16 protein-coding genes are annotated in these 18,574 nt (G+C 70.6%); 5 read left to right on the forward strand and 11 right to left on the reverse strand.

Annotated elements, in window-relative coordinates; all coding sequences use genetic code 11:
• Nucleotides 1–35 precede the first annotated feature (35 nt).
• From N801_RS08155 to N801_RS08170, 4 genes are read right to left on the reverse strand one after another with little or no spacing between them, the layout of a single operon-like run.
• The gene (locus tag N801_RS08155) at nucleotides 36–1,265 is read right to left on the reverse strand and encodes an RNA polymerase sigma factor (protein WP_035936059.1); all 1,230 of its coding nucleotides are present in this window, start codon (nucleotides 1,263–1,265) and stop codon (nucleotides 36–38) included.
• Nucleotides 1,262–1,630, reverse strand: coding sequence for a YciI family protein (locus tag N801_RS08160; RefSeq protein ID WP_035936061.1), 369 nt, complete (start codon nucleotides 1,628–1,630; stop codon nucleotides 1,262–1,264). Before N801_RS08160 ends, N801_RS08155 begins: the two co-directional genes overlap by 4 nt.
• Nucleotides 1,627–2,016, reverse strand: coding sequence for a YciI family protein (locus N801_RS08165; protein WP_035936063.1), 390 nt, complete (start codon nucleotides 2,014–2,016; stop codon nucleotides 1,627–1,629). The genes N801_RS08160 and N801_RS08165 overlap by 4 nt, the downstream gene beginning before the upstream one ends.
• A 16-nt stretch (nucleotides 2,017–2,032) precedes the next feature.
• The gene (locus tag N801_RS08170; protein ID WP_035936069.1) at nucleotides 2,033–2,380 is read right to left on the reverse strand and encodes a YciI family protein; all 348 of its coding nucleotides are present in this window, start codon (nucleotides 2,378–2,380) and stop codon (nucleotides 2,033–2,035) included.
• A gap of 134 nt (nucleotides 2,381–2,514) precedes the next feature.
• On the opposite strand from N801_RS08170, the gene N801_RS08175 reads away from it, so the two are divergent.
• Nucleotides 2,515–3,813 (forward strand): acyltransferase family protein, encoded by a 1,299-nt coding sequence (locus N801_RS08175; RefSeq protein WP_035936072.1) that lies wholly within the window; start codon nucleotides 2,515–2,517, stop codon nucleotides 3,811–3,813.
• Here the strand turns inward: N801_RS08175 and N801_RS08180 are convergent.
• The 7 genes from N801_RS08180 to N801_RS08210 are packed head-to-tail and all read right to left on the reverse strand — an operon-like array spanning nucleotide 3,785 to nucleotide 13,800.
• On the reverse strand, nucleotides 3,785–5,806 hold the full coding sequence (locus N801_RS08180; RefSeq protein WP_084108512.1) for a HelD family protein: 2,022 nt from the start codon (nucleotides 5,804–5,806) through the stop codon (nucleotides 3,785–3,787). The genes N801_RS08175 and N801_RS08180 overlap by 29 nt on opposite strands.
• Nucleotides 5,807–5,860: 54 nt before the next feature.
• The gene (locus N801_RS08185; RefSeq protein WP_052112764.1) at nucleotides 5,861–6,550 is read right to left on the reverse strand and encodes a TrmH family RNA methyltransferase; all 690 of its coding nucleotides are present in this window, start codon (nucleotides 6,548–6,550) and stop codon (nucleotides 5,861–5,863) included.
• A 43-nt stretch (nucleotides 6,551–6,593) separates the two neighbouring features.
• A complete protein-coding gene (locus N801_RS08190) occupies nucleotides 6,594–6,932 on the reverse strand; it encodes a cupin domain-containing protein (protein WP_035936079.1) in 339 nt (112 codons plus the stop codon).
• Nucleotides 6,929–7,666 carry a respiratory nitrate reductase subunit gamma gene (gene narI / locus N801_RS08195; protein ID WP_035936081.1) on the reverse strand — a complete coding sequence of 246 codons (738 nt, stop codon included), beginning with the start codon at nucleotides 7,664–7,666 and terminating at the stop codon, nucleotides 6,929–6,931. Before narI ends, N801_RS08190 begins: the two co-directional genes overlap by 4 nt.
• Nucleotides 7,663–8,385, reverse strand: a complete 723-nt coding sequence (narJ, locus tag N801_RS08200; protein WP_052112765.1) for a nitrate reductase molybdenum cofactor assembly chaperone — start codon at nucleotides 8,383–8,385, stop codon at nucleotides 7,663–7,665. The genes narI and narJ overlap by 4 nt, the downstream gene beginning before the upstream one ends.
• Nucleotides 8,382–10,073 (reverse strand): nitrate reductase subunit beta, encoded by a 1,692-nt coding sequence (narH, locus tag N801_RS08205; protein WP_035936083.1) that lies wholly within the window; start codon nucleotides 10,071–10,073, stop codon nucleotides 8,382–8,384. The genes narJ and narH overlap by 4 nt, the downstream gene beginning before the upstream one ends.
• Nucleotide 10,074: 1 nt before the next feature.
• On the reverse strand, nucleotides 10,075–13,800 hold the full coding sequence (locus N801_RS08210) for a nitrate reductase subunit alpha (protein ID WP_245618309.1): 3,726 nt from the start codon (nucleotides 13,798–13,800) through the stop codon (nucleotides 10,075–10,077).
• Between the two features lie 187 nt (nucleotides 13,801–13,987).
• On the opposite strand from N801_RS08210, the gene N801_RS08215 reads away from it, so the two are divergent.
• The 4 genes from N801_RS08215 to N801_RS08230 all read left to right on the forward strand — a co-directional run bounded on the left by N801_RS08215 (nucleotide 13,988) and on the right by N801_RS08230 (nucleotide 18,487).
• On the forward strand, nucleotides 13,988–15,382 hold the full coding sequence (locus N801_RS08215) for an MFS transporter (RefSeq protein WP_035936086.1): 1,395 nt from the start codon (nucleotides 13,988–13,990) through the stop codon (nucleotides 15,380–15,382).
• Nucleotides 15,379–16,779 carry an MFS transporter gene (locus N801_RS08220; protein ID WP_035936089.1) on the forward strand — a complete coding sequence of 467 codons (1,401 nt, stop codon included), beginning with the start codon at nucleotides 15,379–15,381 and terminating at the stop codon, nucleotides 16,777–16,779. Before N801_RS08215 ends, N801_RS08220 begins: the two co-directional genes overlap by 4 nt.
• Nucleotides 16,780–16,845: 66 nt before the next feature.
• Entirely contained in the window at nucleotides 16,846–17,529 is a 684-nt protein-coding gene (locus N801_RS08225; protein ID WP_052112769.1) for a DedA family protein, read from the forward strand.
• Between the two features lie 46 nt (nucleotides 17,530–17,575).
• A complete protein-coding gene (locus N801_RS08230; protein ID WP_035936093.1) occupies nucleotides 17,576–18,487 on the forward strand; it encodes an NYN domain-containing protein in 912 nt (303 codons plus the stop codon).
• Nucleotides 18,488–18,574 lie beyond the last annotated feature (87 nt).

Below are 18,574 nucleotides of genomic sequence, written 5' to 3' on the forward strand. Positions count from 1 at the left end.
AACAGCGTGCCCATGGACCGACCGGTAACCCGGCCCTACGTGCCGAGCGCGTCCCGCCGGCTCTCGAGGTGGCGACGCTCGATCTCGTTCTCGCAGAGCGCGACCGCCTCGGCGAGGCTCTCTCGCGCCCGGTCGAGGTCGCCCGCGCGGGCCTGCAGCTCCCCACGGACGGCGGGGAGCCGGTGTCCGGACAGCGTGACCCCGTCGAGCAGCGCCAGCCCGCGTCGTGGCCCCTCCGCCTCGGCGACCGCCACCGCGCGAGCGACCCGGACCGCGGGCGAGGGTGTGAGCGTCTCGAGGCCGGCGTAGAGCGTCGCGATGTGGTCCCAGCGCGTGTCCTCGGGCCTCGCGGCGGTCGCGTGCTCGACGGCGACCAGGGCCTGGAGGTGGTAGCTGCGCCCCAACGTCGACGAGGGGCCGGGCCCGTTCTCGATCGACCGGAGCAGCGCGAGCGCATCCGCGATCTCGTCGTGGTGCCAGCGGTCGCGGTCCTGGTCGGCGAGCAGGACGAGGGAGCCGTCCGTGCCCACGCGCGCGTCGCGGCGGGAGTGCTGCAGGGCCATGAGCACGACGAGGAGGTCGAGCGTGACGCTCGGGTGCAGGGAGCGGGTGACCCGCGCGAGGCGCAGTGCCTCACCGGCCAGCTCGGCCCGCAGGAGGTCGGGTCCACTGCCGGGCGCGTAGCCGGCCGTGAAGGACAGGTATGCCGTGTGCGCGACGACGTCGAGCCGCTCACCGATGGCGTCGTTCCCCGGGATCGCGAAGGGGATGCCGGCCGCGACGACCTTCTTCTTCGCCCGGGTGATCCGCGCCGCCACCGTCGCCTCCGGGACGAGGAAGAGCCGGGCGATGTCGGACGTCGGGATGCCCATGACGAGACGGAGCGAGAGCGCGCTGGCGCCCTCCGGCGGCAGCGCGGGGTGGGCGCACATGAGCACGAGGCGCAGCAGGTCGTCGTCGACTGCGGTGCCGTCGTCGACCATCACGCCCTCCTTCGGTCGTCCGGCCGCCTCGACCGCGAGCAGGGGTTCCTTGCGCGCGGCCATGGCCTCGGCGCGCAGCCGGTCGAGGACCCGGCGCCGGGCGGCGGTCACGATCCAGCCGACCGGGTTGTCGGGGGTGGTGGCGTCGGTCCAGCTCGCCTGGGCCGACGCCACCGCCTCCGCCAGCGCGTCCTCGACGAGGTCGAGGCGGCGGAACTGCGCGAGGAGGATGGCGACGAGCCGCCCCCACTCCTCGCGCACGACGCGCTCGAGAGGGGTCACCCGACCTGCTCACCCGTGGGGTCGAGCTCGACCACCGACCGGATCTCGACGGCATACGCAGGTGGGAGGAGGGAGGCGGCGGCGATGGCGACGTCGAGGTCGGGCAGCTCCACGTCGTAGTAGCCACCGATCATCTCGACCGACTCGGCGAACGGGCCGTCGGTGAGCACCCGTCGTCCAGCGCTGTGGCGGACCGTCGTCGCCGTGTCGGCGTCGGCGAGCGGAGCACCGGAGACCCGGCGACCGTGCCGGTCGACGAAGCGGTCGAACGCGGCGTGCCCGTCGACGTACAGCCGGCGTTCCTCCGCGGTGGCCGACTCCCAGCCGCCGGGGTCGTGGGCGATGAGCATGAGGTAGCGCCTCATGCCTCCCGGTCCTCCTCGGTCGCCACGCGGCGCACCTCGACGGCGCCCATGCCGGCCCGGTCGTGGTCGGGCCCAGCGACGAGCCCGACGAGCTGGAGGAGGCCGTCGAGGTCGTCGGTCTCGACCTCGTAGTAGCCGGTGAGCTGCTCGGTCGTCTCCGCGAAGGGTCCGTCACTGACCAGGACCCTGCCGTCGGCATCGGCCCGGACCAGCTTCGTCTCGCGCGAGTGGGTCAGCTCGGCGCCCCCGACGACCGGGTGGCCGCCCGCCCGCAGCCTGCGGCCGAACTCGTCGTGGCGGGCGTAGACGGCGTCGCGGTGCTCCTGCGGCGCCTCCTCCCAGGCGGTCTCGTCGCCCGGCAGCAGGATGACGTAGCGCTGGCTCATGGCAGGACTCCTTCTCTCAGACCAGGTTGCGGAACTCGATGAGCTCACCACGGGCGGCGAACTCCATGCAGAGGCGACGGAGGTCGGGCTCGTCCTCGGTCTCGACGAGGTAGAAGCCGACGACCTGCTCGACGGACTCGGTGAAGGGACCCTGGGTGACGAGGGCCCCGCCCTTGCCGTCGGGACGCATCCCCGTCGCCTCGGCCGAGGGCGCGAGCGGGCTGGTGGTGACGACGGTGTGCCCACCGGAGGCGAGGTCGCGGTGGAACCGCTCGTGCGAGCGCAACCCCTTCTCGTGCTCCTCCGGTGGCAGCTCCGCCCACTCGGCCTCGGGTGCGGGCAGCAGCAGCAGGTGGCGACTCATCGGTCTCCTCGTGGTCGTGACGGTGGGGGCGCGGGCGCGTCCTCACCCACCTGACGAGCGAACCACAACGGGATCGACAACGGTGGGTGGTCGTACTCACGCGCGGTCGACTGCGCAGACGCCACGCTGTCCCCATGGACCTCTCCACCGTGCGCGACCTCGCAGCCGCCACCCCCGCCGAGCGCAACCGCGTCGTCGACCTCCTGCGCGCCGGCGCCATCGTCGTCGTCGTCCTGGGCCACTGGCTCATGGCGGCCGTGCACGTCCGCGACGGCGAGCTCGTCATCGGACACCTGCTCGCCCTCGCCTCGTGGACCCACCCCCTCACCTGGGTCTTCCAGGTCATGCCGGTCTTCTTCATCGTCGGCGGCTACGCGAACGGCCTGTCCTGGCGCTCCGCCCGCCGCCGCGGCCTTCCGTATGCCGCGTGGCTGCGTTCGCGGCTGCGTCGCCTCCTCGTCCCGGTCGTCCCGCTGCTGGGTTTCTGGCTCGCCGCCACGGCGGTGGCGTGGGCTGCCGGCGTCCCGGCGGGGACGCTTCGCACGGCCTCCCAGGTGGCGCTCGTCCCGACCTGGTTCCTCGCGGCCTACGTCGTCGTGTGCGCCGTCGCCCCCGCCACCCTGTGGCTCTGGGAGCGCGCCGGCTGGACGTCGGTCGCCGGGGGCGCCGCCCTGGCCTGCCTCGTCGACCTCGTGTCCATCGGCACCGACACCCTGCTCGTCGGGTTCGCCAACTACCTCGTCGTCTGGGCCACGGTCTCCATGCTCGGCTACGCCTGGCTCGACGGGCGGCTGTCCGGCACCGGCCGCCGGGCGCTCCTCGCGGCCGTGGGCGCGGTCGGGATGGTCGCCCTCGTGTGGGCCGGTCCGTACCCGGTGTCGATGATCGGGCTCGACGGCGCCGCGGTGAACAACTCCTACCCGACGCGGGTCACGATGCTCTTCCTCGGCATGCTCCAGGGCGGCGTGGTGCTCGCGCTCGAACCCCTGCTGGCCCGGTGGATGCAGCGACCCCGCGCCTGGACCGCGACGGTGCTCGTCAACACGCGGATCATGACGCTCTACCTGTGGCACCTCACGGCGATGGTGCTCGTCATCGGCGTCTCGGTGCTGCTCGGCGGCCCGGGTCTGGGGATCGAGCCGCTGACCGGCGGGTGGTGGGCGAGCAGGCCGCTGTGGTGGGCGGCGCTGGCCCTCGTCACCACCGGGTTCATCGCCGTGCTGGGGCGCTTCGAGACGCCCCGTCCCGACGACGCCGCACCCCCACCGGCCTGGCTGCCCGTCGTCGTCACGCTGGCAGCCTGCGGCGGGCTCGGGCTCATGGCCGGCCAGGGCGTCGTCGACGACGACGGCGTCCACTGGTGGTGGCCGGTGCTCACCGTGGCCGCGGTCGGCCTGCTCCTTGTCAGCCCCCGACGCGTGGCGACTCGGTGAGCGGCTGGGGAAGCGGCTCCGCGTGGACGACGGTGAGGTCGGAGACGGCGCGGGTCAGGACGACGTAGAGCCGGCGCAGCCCCGTCCGCTCGTCCGGTTCGGCGGCCGCGATCTCGGCGGGCTCGAGGACGAGCACGTGGTCGAACTCCAGGCCCTTGGCCACGGTGGCGGGCACGACGTCGACCTGGTGGTCGACGTCGCCGTGGCCGGCTCCGAGCGTCCCGTGCTCGATGCCGCCGGCGCCCAGCGCCGCGGACACCTCGGCGACGCGCGCGTCGGGCACGATGACGCCGATGCTCCCCTCGAGGGCACGGAGCCCGTCGACCCGGGCCACCGTCGCCGGGACGAGGTCGGCCGACCCCACGCGCACGAGGTCGAGGCGCCCCGGGTTGTCACGCACGGACAGCGGGGCAGCGAGCCCGGGGGCGGCGAGCGGCAGCAGCCGGGCCGCGAAGTCGATGACCGTCGCGGGCACGCGGAACCCGCGGCGCAGCTCGGAGACCACGCCGTCGGGCTTGCCGAGGTGGCGCAGGCTCTCCGTCCACGACCCGGTCGCCCACGGGGTCGTGCCCTGCGCGATGTCGCCCAGCACGGTCGCCGCGCCGCTGGTGCACCGCCGACCGACGGCCCGCAGCTGCATCGGCGAGAGGTCCTGGGCCTCGTCGAGGACGACGTGTCCGAGGCTGGGCGTGCGGCTGAGGAGGTCGCCGAGCTCGTCGAGCAGCACCGTGTCGGCCAACGTCCACCTCGCCGATCCGGCTGTGCGCGAAGGCTTCTGCCACCGCAACCGTTCCTGCTCCTCCTCCGTGAGGATGCCGTCCGCAGCGGCCGCGAGCGCATCGGCGTCGGAGAGCAGGCGGTGCAGCAGCGCCCGGGCGTCGACCCTGGGCCACAGCGACGCGGCATACGCCTTGACGGGGGCGCTGCGCGCCACCGAGTCCTGGACGCGGTCGTCGGGGTACTCCCCCAGCGCCTCCATCTTGAGGAGGACCGCATGCGCGAGCCGTTGCGGCAGCAGCTGTCGCGCGGTCTCGTAGCGGATGTCGCGTCCCGCCAGGCCGTCCACGAGCGGGGCGAGGTCGTGGGCGGCGACCCGCCACCGCCGCGACCCGCGCGGCAGCACCATCGCCTCCGTGGGCGGGACGAGGTGCGACCAGACCGCGCGGTGCAGCACCTCCGCCATGCGGGCGTCACCCTTGAGCCGGGCCACGTCGGTGGGCTCCACGGCGCGGACCGGGACGGAGGACGTCAGCGCCTCGATGCTCGTGTGCCGCACCTCGACCTCGCCGAGGGTGGGGAGGACGGCGCCGATGTGCTCGAGGAACGCCTGGTTGGGGCCGATGACGAGCACCCCTGTGCGAGTGAGTCGGTCGCGGAAGGCGTAGAGCAACCAGGCCGCCCGGTGGAGGCCGACGGCGGTCTTGCCGGTGCCGGGCGCCCCCTGGATGCAGACGGTGGTCGTGACGTCGACCCGGACGAGGGCGTCCTGCTCGGGCTGGATGGTCGCGACGATGTCGCGCATCGGGCCCACGCGGGGCCGCTCGATCTCGCTCGCGAGGATCTGCGAGCGCGCGTCCGGTTCACTGGCGTCGAGGAGGTGCTCGTCCTCCATCGCCGTGATCCGGCCGTGGTCGTAGCCGAACCGGCGACGCAGCCGCACCCCGAGCGGGTCGGTGTGTGAGGCCCGGTAGAACGTCGTCGAGACCGGGGCGCGCCAGTCGATGACGAGCGGGTCGCCGGCGTCGTCGGTGACGTGGCGGCGGCCGATGTACCAGCGCTCGTCGGTCTCGAGGTCGATGCGCCCGAAGAACAGGGCGGTCGCCGGGTCGTCCTCGAGGGACCGTGCCCGCCGCCACAGCGACTCGGCCAGCGCCTCGCTGGACGCGGCGTTGCCTCCCTGCACCTCGAGGGCGAGGGTGCGCTCACGCATGCGGGACAGCTCGGCGCGGGCCGCGGCGAGGTGCTGCCGCTCCGCCGTGAGCTCCTCGGGCATGGGCATGGCGAAGCGCCTCTCGTGGGCTCTGGCGGTGCGGGGGGAGGAGCAAGCCTAGACCACGGTCGACGGCGGCGAGCCGACCGTCCCGGACGCCGGCGTCCTCAGCAGCACGTCCTGCCCGAAGACGTGGCGGCGCACCCACGCGTGCATCGCGATGGCCGCAGCCGCCCCGGCGTTGATCGAGCGGGTCGACCCGAACTGCTCGATGTGCAGGGTGGCCTCGCACTCGGCGCGCATCGCCTCGGAGAGCCCGGGGCCCTCCTGGCCGAACACGAGCATCGTGCGCCTCGGCAGGTCGTAGGTCTCGAGCGCCCGGCTGCCCGGCAGGTTGTCGATGCCGATGAGGCGTATGCCGTTCTCCCGGGCCCACGTGGCGAGGTCACCGGGGGTGGGGTGGTGGTGCTCGTGCTGGTAGCGGTCGGTGACCATGGCACCGCGCCGGTTCCACCGGCGACGACCGACGATGTGGAACGCCGCGGCCCCCATGGCGTTGGCGGTGCGCACCACGGACCCGATGTTGAAGTCGTGCTCCCAGTTCTCGATCGCGACGTGGAAGTCGTGACGGCGGGTGTCGAGGTCGGCGACGATCGCGTCGTGGCGCCAGTAGCGGTAGCCGTCCACGACGTTGCGGCGGTCGCCGTCACGCAGCAGGTCGGGGTCCAGGCGCTCGTCATGTGGCCACGACCCGACCCACGGCCCGACGCCCACCTCTGCGCCATTGCGGTCGCGTTCGCCAGTCACGACCCCACCATGTCAGGCATGGCTGGGGTTCACGGCCTCGGGCTCAGTCGATCGAGACGGTGAGGAGGCAGATGCTGTCGACATCGGCCCGCACGTCGTGACGCGCCTGGGGGATGGCCCGCCCCGACCCTGCCGGCAGCGTCCAGGACCGTCCCTCGCTGCTCAGGACCACCTCGCCCGCGAGGCACACGAGCGAGGCGGGACCCGGGGCGTCGTGGTCGGGCAGGCCACCACCGGCCGGGAGCCCGAGCAGCAGGGACCTCTGACCCGGCTGGCCGAAGGCGAGGCGGACCGCCTGCGCCCGCCCGCCGTCGCGGGCCTGCGCCAGGAGGACCTCCCCGTCGGCGAGGAGGTCGACGGCCGGCTCTGGAGCCTCCGTCACCCGACCTTCTCCCAGCCGCGCTTCTGGGCGCGGCTGCCGGTCCCCCGACCGGGACGCTCGTCGCGGCTGCGGTAGACGATGTAGGGGCGGGTGAAGTAGCCGAGCGGCGCGGAGAACACGTGAACGAGCCGGGTGAAGGGCCACATGGCGATGAGGAGGAACGCGAGGAAGGCGTGCAGCTTGAAGCCCACCGGCGCCTCAGCCATGAGGCTCGCGTCGGGCTGGAACCAGAAGATCTGGCGGAACCACGGCGAGACCCCGTCGCGGTAGTTGTACTCGCCACCGATGGTGAACAGGCTCCCGGCGATGGTGTTCCACATCCCCAGGACGATGACCGTGCCGAGCACGGCATACATCACCTTGTCGTTGACGGTCGTGGCCGAGAAGACCGGGCCGACCGTGCGACGCCGGTAGACGAGGATGGCGAGCCCGACGACGGCGGCGATGCCGGCCGGGATGCCACCGGCGAGCGCGAGCACGTGGTACGCCTCGTGGCTGAGGCCGAGGGAGTCGGTGAGGCTCTGCGGGATGAGGAGCCCCATGACGTGGCCCACCACGACGCCGAGCATCCCGAAGTGGAAGAGCGGGCTGCCGATGCGGAGCAGCCTGCTCTCGTAGAGCTGGGAGCTGCGCGTGGTCCACCCGAACTTGTCGTAGCGGTAGCGCCACACGTGGCCGGCGACGAAGACCGCGAGGCAGATGTAGGGAAAGATCACCCACAGGAACGTGCTCATCGCGGGCCTCCGATCGTGACGGGCGTGGGGCCGCTGGGCTGGTGGTCGTCGAGGTTCGACGGTGTCGCGTAGGGGGCGTTCATCTCGGTGCTCAGCCCGACGAGCTCGGCGGGCGGACCCTCCTCGATGAGCCGGGCGAGGGCCTCGTGGTCGTCCCCGGCGAGGACCGGCAGGGTCGCGCGGAGGGCCTCGACGACGTCGAGCCAGGCCGACTCCCGCTCGACGAGCGCGACGCGGAGCAGCTCGATGCCGACCCGGTGGTCGTTGAGCAGCCGCCAGGTCGTCCCCGCGTCGACGGTCGCACCGAACTCCAGTGCCACACAGAGGTGGTCGGGCAGCTCGGCGTCCTCGTCGGTGAACTGCACGCCGTGACGGCGGTAGTCCTGCTTGATCCGGACCAGCGCCGCGCCGCGGTTGCGGGTGTCGCCGTGGAGGAAGTAGGTGAGGTGCAGGCAGCACCGGCGGGTCACGTCGAACGTGTCGACGTAGTCGCGCTGGAGCTCGCCGAGGTCGGTGGTGGCGAGGTGGGCGAGGAAGCGGCGCAACGGCATACGCACACCGTCGGGAAGCCCGTCGACGACCTCGGTGAGCATGGGCACCCGCTCGAGCAGGGTCTCGTCCGGGTAGTCGAGCAGCAGCGAGATGCACTGCCACGCACTGGCCTGGTCCTGCGGGGAGAGCTGCGAGGAGGTGCGGCGGTGACGCCGCCACGGCATCATCGCCGCGCCTCGTCGTCGACCGCGGAGCCGTCGTCCGGGTCCGTCGGGAACATCCCGGGCGGCACGCCCTTGCCGTCCCAGTTGAGCAGGTTGACCCGGCCGGTGGAGCTGCCACCGCCGACGAGGCCCTCGGAGGTCTGGCGCTGCTGGAGCATGTGGAAGTTCTCGACCGCGACCGGGGTCGCCGACCCGCGGCCCGAGCCCTCGCCGAACGGTCCGGAGATGTCGAGCAGCTCGTCGTCGTAGCTCGTCACGGGGCAGTCGGTGGCCAGCTCCTCGAGGCCGTGCGCCTCCTCGACGTGCGCCGTGGGGATGACGTAGCGGTCCTCGTACTTGGCGATGGCGAGCAGGCGGAACATGTCGTACATCTCCTCCTCCGTCATGCCGACGGCGGCGGGGATGCGCTCCTGCGGGTCACGCCCGAGGTTGATGTCGCGCATGTAGGAGCGCATGGCGGCGAGGCGGCGGAGCACCGCGTCGACCGGCGCCGGGTCACCCGCGGTGAAGAGGTTCGCGAGGTACTCGATGGGGATCCGGAGGGTGTCGATGGCCGCGAAGAGGTTGTCCTGGTCCTCGGCGTCGTGGCCCGTGTCCTTGATGACGTCGACGACCGGCGACAGCGGCGGGATGTACCAGACCATCGGCATGGTCCGGTACTCCGGGTGCAGCGGCAGCGCGACCTTGTAGGTGTTGATGAGCGCGTAGACCGGCGAGCGCTGGGCCGCATCGACCCAGTCGCCCGGTATGCCGGCCCGCTCCGCCTCGCGCATCACCGCCGGGTCGAACGGGTCGAGGAAGACCGAGCGCTGCGCCTCGTAGAGGTCGTGGTCGTCCTCGACCGACGCCGCCTCGAGGACCGCGTCCGCGTCGTAGAGCATGAGCCCGATGTAGCGGAGCCGGCCGACGCAGGTCTCCGCGCAGACGGTCGGGATCCCGACCTCGATGCGCGGGTAGCAGAAGGTGCACTTCTCGGCCTTGCCGGTCTTGTGGTTGAAGTAGATCTTCTTGTAGGGGCATCCGGTCACGCACATGCGCCAGCCGCGGCACTTGTCCTGGTCGACGAGGACGATGCCGTCCTCCTCGCGCTTGTAGATCGCGCCGGAGGGGCACGACGCGGCGCAGCTGGGGTTGAGGCAGTGCTCGCAGATGCGCGGCAGGTAGAACATGAAGGTCTGGTCGAACTCGAACTTCACCTTGTCCTCGATGCCCTTGAGCATGAGGTCCTTGGTGGCGTGCTCCATGCTGCCGCCGAGGTCGTCGTCCCAGTTGGCCGACCACTCGATGTTGATCGGCTTGCCGGAGATGAGCGAGTGCGGCCGGGCCACGGGGAAGTTCTTCTGCGCCGGTGCGCTGAGGAGGGTCTCGTAGTCGTAGGTCCACGGCTCGTAGTAGTCGCTCAGCGCCGGCATCTTCGGGTTCGAGAAGATGTTGAGGAGCTTGTTGAGGCGACCGCCGGCGCGCAGGGTGAGGCGTCCTCGCCCGTTGAGGGCCCAGCCACCCTTCCACTTCTCCTGGTCCTGGTATCCGCGCGGGTAGCCGAGGCCGGGGCGGGTCTCGACGTTGTTGAACCAGACGTACTCCATGCCGGAGCGGTTGGTCCACGCCTGCTTGCACGTCACCGAGCAGGTGTGGCACCCGATGCACTTGTCGAGGTTCATGACCATCGCCATCTGAGCCATGACCTTCATGTCAGTACTCCACCTTCGCGGTCCGCTTGCGGATGGTCGTGACCTCGTCGCGGTTGTTGCCGATCGGCCCGATGTAGTTGAAGAAGTACGACAGCTGGGCGTAGCCGCCGACGATGTGGTTCGGCTTGAGCAGGATGCGCGTGAGGCTGTTGTGGATGCCGCCCCGCTTTCCGTCGCGCTCGGTGAGCGGCACGTCGATGAGCCGGTCCTGGGCGTGGTGCATGTAGACCGTGCCCTCGGGCATCCGGTGGCTGACGATGGCACGGGCCGCGACGACGCCGTTGCGGTTGACCATCTCGATCCAGTCGTTGTCCTTGATGCCCACCTTGTCCGCGTCCACGTTCGACATCCACACCGACTGGCCGCCGCGGGAGAGGGACAGCATGAAGAGGTTGTCCTGGTACTCCGAGTGGATCGACCACTTGTTGTGCGGGGTGAGGTAGCGCACCGACACCGACAGGCTCTGGCCGTGCTTGTCGCTCAGCTCCCCGACCGGCGCCTCACCGAAGAGGTGGGTCATGTTGAGCGGTGGCCGGTAGACGGGCAGCGCTTCGCCCATGCCGAGGAACCAGTCGTGGTCGACGTAGAACTGCTGCCGGCCGGTCAGCGTGTGGAACGGCTTGTGCCGCTCGATGTTGATGGTGAACGGGGCGTAGCGCCGCCCTCCCGACTCCGAGCCGGACCACTCCGGGCTCGTGATGACGGGGACCGGCGCCACCTGGGTGTCGGCGAAGGTGATCTGCTTCCCCTCGTGCTCCGAGGCGAGGTCGGCGAGCCTGGTGCCCGTCCTCTTCTCGAGGAACTCGAAGCCCTGGGTGGCGAGGTGGCCGTTGGACACGCCGGCGAGGTGCAGCATGGCGTCGGCCATCTGGATGTCGGTCTCGACCTTCGGCTGGCCGTCACCGACACCGCCGCGGCGGACCCCGTTGCGCCCGCGGAGGATCTCGACCTCGCGCTTGACGTCGTACGCGACGCCCTTGGTGAGCATGCCGACCTTCTCGAGGAGCGGGCCGATCGTCGTCATCTTGTCGTAGATCTGGGTGTAGTCCCGCTCGGCGACGGCAATGACCGGCATGGTCTTGCCGGGCACCGGTTCGCACTCGCCGGCGCGCCAGTCCTTGACCTCGCCGTGGACGGTGGCCATGGCCTCGGGCGTGTCGTGCCAGAGGGGCTTGGCGATGACGTCCTTGCGTGTGCCGAGGTGGTCCACGGCCAGCTCGCTGAACTTCTTCGCGATGGCCTTCCACGTCTCCCAGTCCGACTTCGTCTGCCACGGCGGGTTGATCGCCGGGTTGAACGAGTGGATGAACGGGTGCATGTCGGTCGTCGACAGGTCGTGCTTCTCGTACCAAGTGGCGGCGGGCAGCACGACGTCCGAGAAGATCGTCGAGCTCGTCATCCGGAAGTCGATGGTGAGGAGCAGGTCGAGCTTGCCGTCGAGGGCCTTGTCGGCCCACTCGACGCTCGTCGGCCGCTGCTCCGGGCCCGCCTCGACCGCGGTGGCCGCGCTGTCGGTGCCGAGCAGGTGGCGCAGGAAGTACTCGTTGCCCTTGGCCGAGCTGCCGAGGAGGTTCGAGCGCCACAGCGAGAGGATCCGCGGATGGTTGGTTCCTGACTCCGGGTCCTCGACCGCGAAGCGCAGCCGGCCCTCCTTGAGCTCCTGGGCGACGTAGGCCGGTGCCTCCATGCCGGCGGCGGCGGCGTCGTCGGCGAGGTCGAGCGAGCTGCGGTCGAAGGTGGGGTAGCTCGGCGTCCAGCCCAGCCGCACCGACTGGGAGAGCAGGTCCATGACGCTCTTGCCGGCGAAGATCCCGGTGCCGGCGTCGAGGTCGTCGGCGGAGAAGGTGTCGTAGCGGTACTGGGAGGTGTGGACGTACCAGTACGCGGTCTGGTTCATGTGGCGCGGCGGACGCTGCCAGTCGAGGGCGAACGCCATGTGCTGGAAGCCCATGATCGGCCGGATCTTCTCCTGGCCGACGTAGTGCGCCCAGCCGCCGCCGTTGCGGCCCTGGCACCCGGTGATCGTCGTGAGGAGGAGGATCGCCCGGTAGATCTGGTCGCTGTGGAACCAGTGGTTGGTCCCGGCACCGAGCAGGATCATGCCGCGGCCGTCGGTGTCGATGGCGTTCTGCGCCCACTCGCGGGCGAGCCGCTCGACCTGCGCGGCCGGGACGCCGGTGAGCTCCTCCTGCCACGCGGGCGTCGCGGGCACCGACGGGTCGTCGTAGCCGGTCGGCCAGGCGCCGGGCAGCCCGTCGCGGGCCACGCCGTACTGGGCGAGGAGCAGGTCGAGCACCGTCGTGACGAGCCGGTCGCCGAGACGGCGCACCGGCACCCCTCGTGGCTCGTGGGCGACCTTGCCGTCGGCGGCGTCGAAGCGCGGCAGCGAGACCTCGACCGCGTCGTCGTGGGTGCCGAACAGCGTGAGCACCGGGTCGACGTCACCGAGCTCGAGGTTCCACTTCCCGAGGCCCTCGTCACCGAACCGGTCGCCGATCGACCCGCCCAGCACGGCGAGCTCGCCGGTGCGGGCGTCGAACACGGCCGGCTTCCACATGGCGTTCTCGGAGTCCGACTTCGGCCCGCCCTCGACGTCGCCGGCGACGAGGTACTTGCCGGGCCGCAGGACGCCGTCAGGACCGGGCACGAGCACGACGAGGTTGGAGAGGTCGGTGTACTGCTTGTTGTAGTCGGTGAAGAACGGCACCTGCTGGTCGACGAAGAACTCCTTGAGGATGACGTGCCCCATCGCCATCGCGAGCGCACCGTCGGTCCCCGGGCCGAGCGTCACCCACTCGTCGGCGAACTTGACGTTCTCGGCGTAGTCGGGTGCGACGGCGATGACCTTCTGCCCGCGGTAGCGCGCCTCGGTCATCCAGTGGGCGTCCGGCGTCCGCGTGAGCGGCACGTTCGAGCCCCACATGATGAGGTATGCCGCGTCCCACCAGTCCCCGGACTCCGGCACGTCGGTCTGGTCGCCGAACATCTGCGGCGAGGCGTTGGGCAGGTCTGCGTACCAGTCGTAGAACGAGAGCATGGGTGCGCCGACGAGCTCGAGGAACCGGGCACCGGACGCGTACGACACCGGCGACATCGCGGGGATGGGCGAGAACCCGGCGATGCGGTCGGGACCGTGGACCTTCGTCGTCCAGACGTGCGCCGCCGCGACGATCTCGACGACCTCGTCCCACGTGGAGCGGACGAGTCCGCCCTTGCCGCGGGCCTTCTTGTAGCGGTCGGCCTTCACGGGGTCCTCGACGATCGAGCCCCAGGCGAGCACCGGGTCTCCCCCGTGCGCCTTCTTGGCCTCACGGAACAGCTCGACCAGGACGGCGCGCACGTAGGGGTAGCGGATCCGGGTGGGCGAGTAGGTGTACCAGGAGAAGGCGGCCCCCCGAGGACAGCCGCGCGGCTCGTAGTCGGGCCGGTCCGCGCCCGCGGACGGGTAGTCGGTCTGCTGCGCCTCCCAGGTGATGATGCCGTCCTTGACGTACACCTTCCACGAGCACGAGCCCGTGCAGTTCACCCCGTGCGTCGAGCGCACGACCTTGTCGTGGCTCCAGCGGTCGCGGTAGAACGAGTCGCCGCCGCGCCCACCCTCGAGGCTCAGGGTGCGCTTGTCGTCCGAGACGTCACCCCGCGTGAAGAACCTCCGGGTCCCGACGAGTGCGTCGGCGAGTGGGCCGTCGAATCCGGATCGTCTGGCGGCCGGCTCGCTGATGCTCACGTGATCTCCTCGTCGTCGCGGAACTCCGACGCCAGCCAACCCCCCCAGCGGCCGAAGGGCAAGGACCAACGTCCCGACGACACGCGGCGACACAGGACCAAAGACCCTGACCGACGGCCGTGGAGGTCGCTAACGTCACGTGCCGGCGGTCGAAAACGACCGCGCCACGCTTGGAAGGAGACCGGCCGTGCCGGACCACCGCTCTGCCACGGTCGCCAGTGAGGACACCTCCGCTCGCCGGGTGCTGGTGATGTCGACCCTCGCCTTCACCGTGATGTTCGCGGTGTGGCTGATGTTCGGCATCCTCGGCATCCCGATCCGCGAGGAGTTCGGCCTCAGCGACGTCGAGCTCTCGTGGTTGAGCGCGGTGGCGGTCCTCAACGGTTCGCTGTGGCGGCTGCCCGCCGGGATGATCACCGACCGCATCGGCGGTCGCAAGGTCTTCGCGGCGATGCTCGCGTTCACGGCGGTGCCGGCCTACCTCGTGTCCCGGGCGGAGAGCTACGGACTCCTGCTCGTCCTCGCCTTCCTCGTCGGCTTCGCCGGCAACTCCTTCAGCGCCGGCATCTCGTGGAACTCGGCCTGGACGGCGCGGGGCCGGCAGGGGTTCGCTCTCGGAGTCTTCGGGGCCGGGAACGTCGGGGCGTCGGTCACCAAGTTCATCGGGCCGGCGCTCATCACGGGCACCGCGGGTGCCACGTACTTCGGTGTCGTCGAGGGCGGCTGGCGGATCGTCCCGGTGATCTACGCCGTGCTGCTCCTCGTCCTCGCGGTCCTCGTCCTCGTCGTCACCCCGGCCGAGGACCGGATGCCGGGCCGCGGGCGCCCGTTGCGCGAGCAGGTCCAGCCGTTGCGGCAGCTCCGGGTGTGGCGCTTCAGCCTCTACTACGTCGCCGTCTTCGGCGCCTACGTGGCGCTGGCAGCCTGGCTGCCGAAGTACTATGTCGACAACTTCGACGTGAGCCTGGGCACCGCTGCCCTGCTCACCGCGACCTTCATCTTCCCGGCCTCGCTGCTGCGCCCGGTCGGTGGCTGGTTCTCCGACCGGTGGGGCGCGCGACGCGCGATGTACTGGACCTTCGGCGTGATGATGGCCACCACCCTCTTCCTGTCGATGCCGGGTGGCCACATCGTCCTGCAGACCCGGAGCGGGGCGAAGGAGATCCTCCCGTACGAGATCGGTCTGTGGCCCTTCGCCATCGTCGTCTTCGTGCTCGGCTGCGCGATGGGGGTCGGCAAGGCCGCCGTCTTCAAGCACATCCCCGAGTACTTCCCGAAGGACGTCGGCGCGGTCGGTGGCCTCGTCGGGATGCTCGGTGGTCTCGGTGGCTTCTTCCTGCCGCCGCTGTTCGCCTACAGCCAGCGGTGGACCGGCCTGCCGTCGAGCACGTTCTTCGTCCTCTTCCTCCTCACCGCCGGCTGCAGCCTGTGGATGCACTGGACCGTCGTCCACATGCTCCACACCTCCTCGCCCGAGCTCGCCACGGCCCTCGAGGCCCCGGGCTCCATGCCCGACACGTCACCGGCCACCCCGGCCACCCCGGCGGACTCCCGCCAGATCCCACAGGAGGCACGAGCATGAGCAGCACGACCGCGAAGCGCGCAGGTGGTGAGTGGCTGGACGCCTGGGACCCCGAGAACGAGGAGACCTGGGACAAGCGGCTGGCCTGGACGACCCTCTCGATCACGACGTTCACGCTGACCCTCTGCTTCGCCTCGTGGTTCCTCGCCAGCGCCATCGCCCCCAAGCTCACCAACTTGGGGTTCGACCTCACCCAGAGCCAGCTCTACTGGCTCACCTCTCTGCCCGGGCTCGCAGGCGGACTGATGCGCCTCGGGTGGATGGTCATGCCGCCCGTGCTCGGCACGCGCAAGCTCGTCACCCTGACGACACTGCTGCTCATCTTCCCGGTGCTCGGCTGGGCCGTACGCATCCAGGACCCGACCACGCCCTACTGGGAGCTCCTCGCGCTCTCGTTCCTGTCCGGCATCGGCGGCGGGGCGTTCTCGGGCTTCATGCCCAGCACGTCCTACTTCTTCCCGCGACGGCTGCAGGGCACGGCGCTCGGCCTCCAGGCCGGCATCGGCAACTTCGGCGTCTCCCTCGTCCAGCTGCTCACCCCGTGGATCATCGGCTTCAGCATGATCGGCTTCCTCGGCAGCTCGCAGACGATGCAGGGCCTGCCGGGCAAGCAGGCCTCCGAGGTCTGGTACCAGAACGCGTCCTTCGTCTACATCCCGTTCATCCTCATCGGTGCCGCGCTCGCCTGGACGATGCTCAAGTCGGTCCCGGTCACCTCCAACATCCGCCAGCAGTTCGACATCTTCAAGAGCCAGGACACCTGGTGGATGACGCTCATCTACATCATGACCTTCGGCACCTTCTCCGGCCTCGCAGCCCAGTTCGGCCTGCTCATGAAGAACCTCTACGGCGCCGGCAACGCCGAGATCGTCCAGGGAGCCGGGGCGAGCGCCCAGCTGCTCATCGACGGCTACTCGGTGCCCGACCCGGTGAAGTACGTCTTCCTCGGCCCGCTCGTCGGCGCCGCCGCCCGGGTCGTCTTCAGCCCGCTGACTGACCGCATGGGCGGCGCCCGGTGGACGCTGGCCTCGGGGATCGGCCTCGTCGCCTCCATCGCGTGGACGATGACCGCGCTGGTGCCCGACACCTCCTCGGCCGAGGCCCTGCGCAGTGACTTCAACACCTTCCTCTGGGGGATGCTCGCGATCTTCCTCTTCAGCGGCATCGGCAACGCCTCGACCTTCAAACAGATGCCGATGATCTTCGAGCGCCGCCAGGCCGGTGGGGTCATCGGATGGACGGCGGCGATCGCGGCCTTCGGCCCGTTCCTCTTCGGCGTCGGCCTCACGATCATGTCTCCGACGACGTTCTACGCCATCGGTATCGCGTGGGCCGTCATGTGCATCGCCATCACGTGGATGCGCTACGCGCGACCCGGGGCCCCGAAACCCTCGTAGGCCACCGGACCCGGACCGCGCGTGTTCCGGGCGCCGGCCTGACGGCATACCCTTGTCCGCGTGATGATGCCCTCGCTCGGACCCGACTGGATGGACCCACAGTGGCTCCTCGACCGCTTCGGCTCCCAGTTCTTCTGGGTGAGCACGGCGATCGTCTTCATCGAGTGCGGCCTGCTCTTCCCGATCCTCCCGGGTGACTCGCTGCTCTTCGCGATCGGCCTGTTCATCAACCGCGGCGACCTCGACATCAACATCGCCCTGGCCTGCCTCATCCTCAGCATCGCCGCCTTCGTCGGCAACGTCGTCGGGTACGAGATCGGCCGCTTCATCGGGGCCCCGCTCTACGAGCGCGACGGCCGCTTCATCAAGCGCAAGTACTTCGACCAGACGCACGAGTTCTTCGAGAAGCACGGCAACAAGGCGCTCGTCCTCGGCCGGTTCGTCCCGATCGTCCGGACGTTCATCACGGTCGTCGCGGGCGTGAGCCGCATGGACCGGGGACGCTTCTTCCTCTGGAGCGGTGTGGGCGCCGTGCTGTGGGCGACCGGCATCACGCTTCTCGGCTACTTCCTCGGCGGCATCCAGTTCGTCCACGACAACCTCGAGGCCGCGATCCTGCTCATCGTGGCGATGTCGGTGCTGCCGATGGTGTTCGAGCTGGTCCGCGCACGGCGCGGTCACACGGCGAGCGAAACCATCATCGAGGAGACCGTCGAGGTCATCGACGACGTCCGCAAGGACCGGCTCTGACGTCTCACCCCGTGGGAGCCGAGCCCGGCCGGGCTATGGTCTCGCCATGAGTGATGGGTCCCGCGTGGCCGTGTACGTCGACTTCGACAACATGGTCATCTCCCGGTACGACGACGTCCACGGCGCCGGGCACTGGCGTCGGGACGACGCCCGACGGCACGTCCCGGACAGCGGCTCCGGCGACGACGTCTCCCAGCGGCTGGCCGAGGCCCAGGTCGACCTGGGCGCGATCATCGACTACGCCTCGTCCTTCGGGACGGTCGCGCTGACCCGGGCCTACGCCGACTGGTCGGTCCCGGCGAACGCCTCGTACAAGCACCAGCTCATCGACCGGGCGGTCGACCTCGTGCAGCTCTTCGCCACCTCGGGCACCAAGAACGGCGCGGACATCCGGTTGTCGATCGACGCGGTCGACGACCTCTTCCAGCACGCCGACATCACCCACGTCGTCGTGGTCGGAGGCGACTCCGACTACATCCCGCTGGCCCAGCGCTGCAAGCGGATGGGCCGCTTCGTCGTCGGCATCGGGGTCACCGGGTCCACGAGCCGTGCCCTGGTCGCGGCCTGTGACGACTTCAGCTCCTACGGCGACCTCCCGGGCGTCGACGAGCCGCCGGTCCCCGATCCGGCCCAGGAGACCACGCCGGAGTCCGTGCCGGAGTCGACCCCCGCCAAGGCGAAGAAGGCCGCGCCCACGAAGGCGGCGGCGTCGGGTCGGGGCAAGGGCGCCAAGGCGCAGGCGACGCTGTTCCGACGGGCCATCGAGGTGGGCTCGGAGAAGAGCGACGACGGCTGGCAGCACTCCTCCAGCGTGAAGAGCCAGATGCAGCGGCTCGACTCGACGTTCAAGGAGAAGGCGCTGGGGTTCTCGTCGTTCCGGGCGTTCGTCGAGGCCCACGACCACCTCGTCGAGACGAAGGTGCTCGACAACGGCCAGCTGGCCGTGCGCCTGCGCTGAACGAGGGCGGCTACCGGCGGACGGACCCGACACGACCATCCCGCCCGGCGAGGCATGACGCCCTTCGTCTCGGGGCACACACGCTGT

This window comes from Knoellia aerolata DSM 18566 (assembly GCF_000768695.1).
Taxonomy (GTDB): domain Bacteria; phylum Actinomycetota; class Actinomycetes; order Actinomycetales; family Dermatophilaceae; genus Knoellia; species Knoellia aerolata.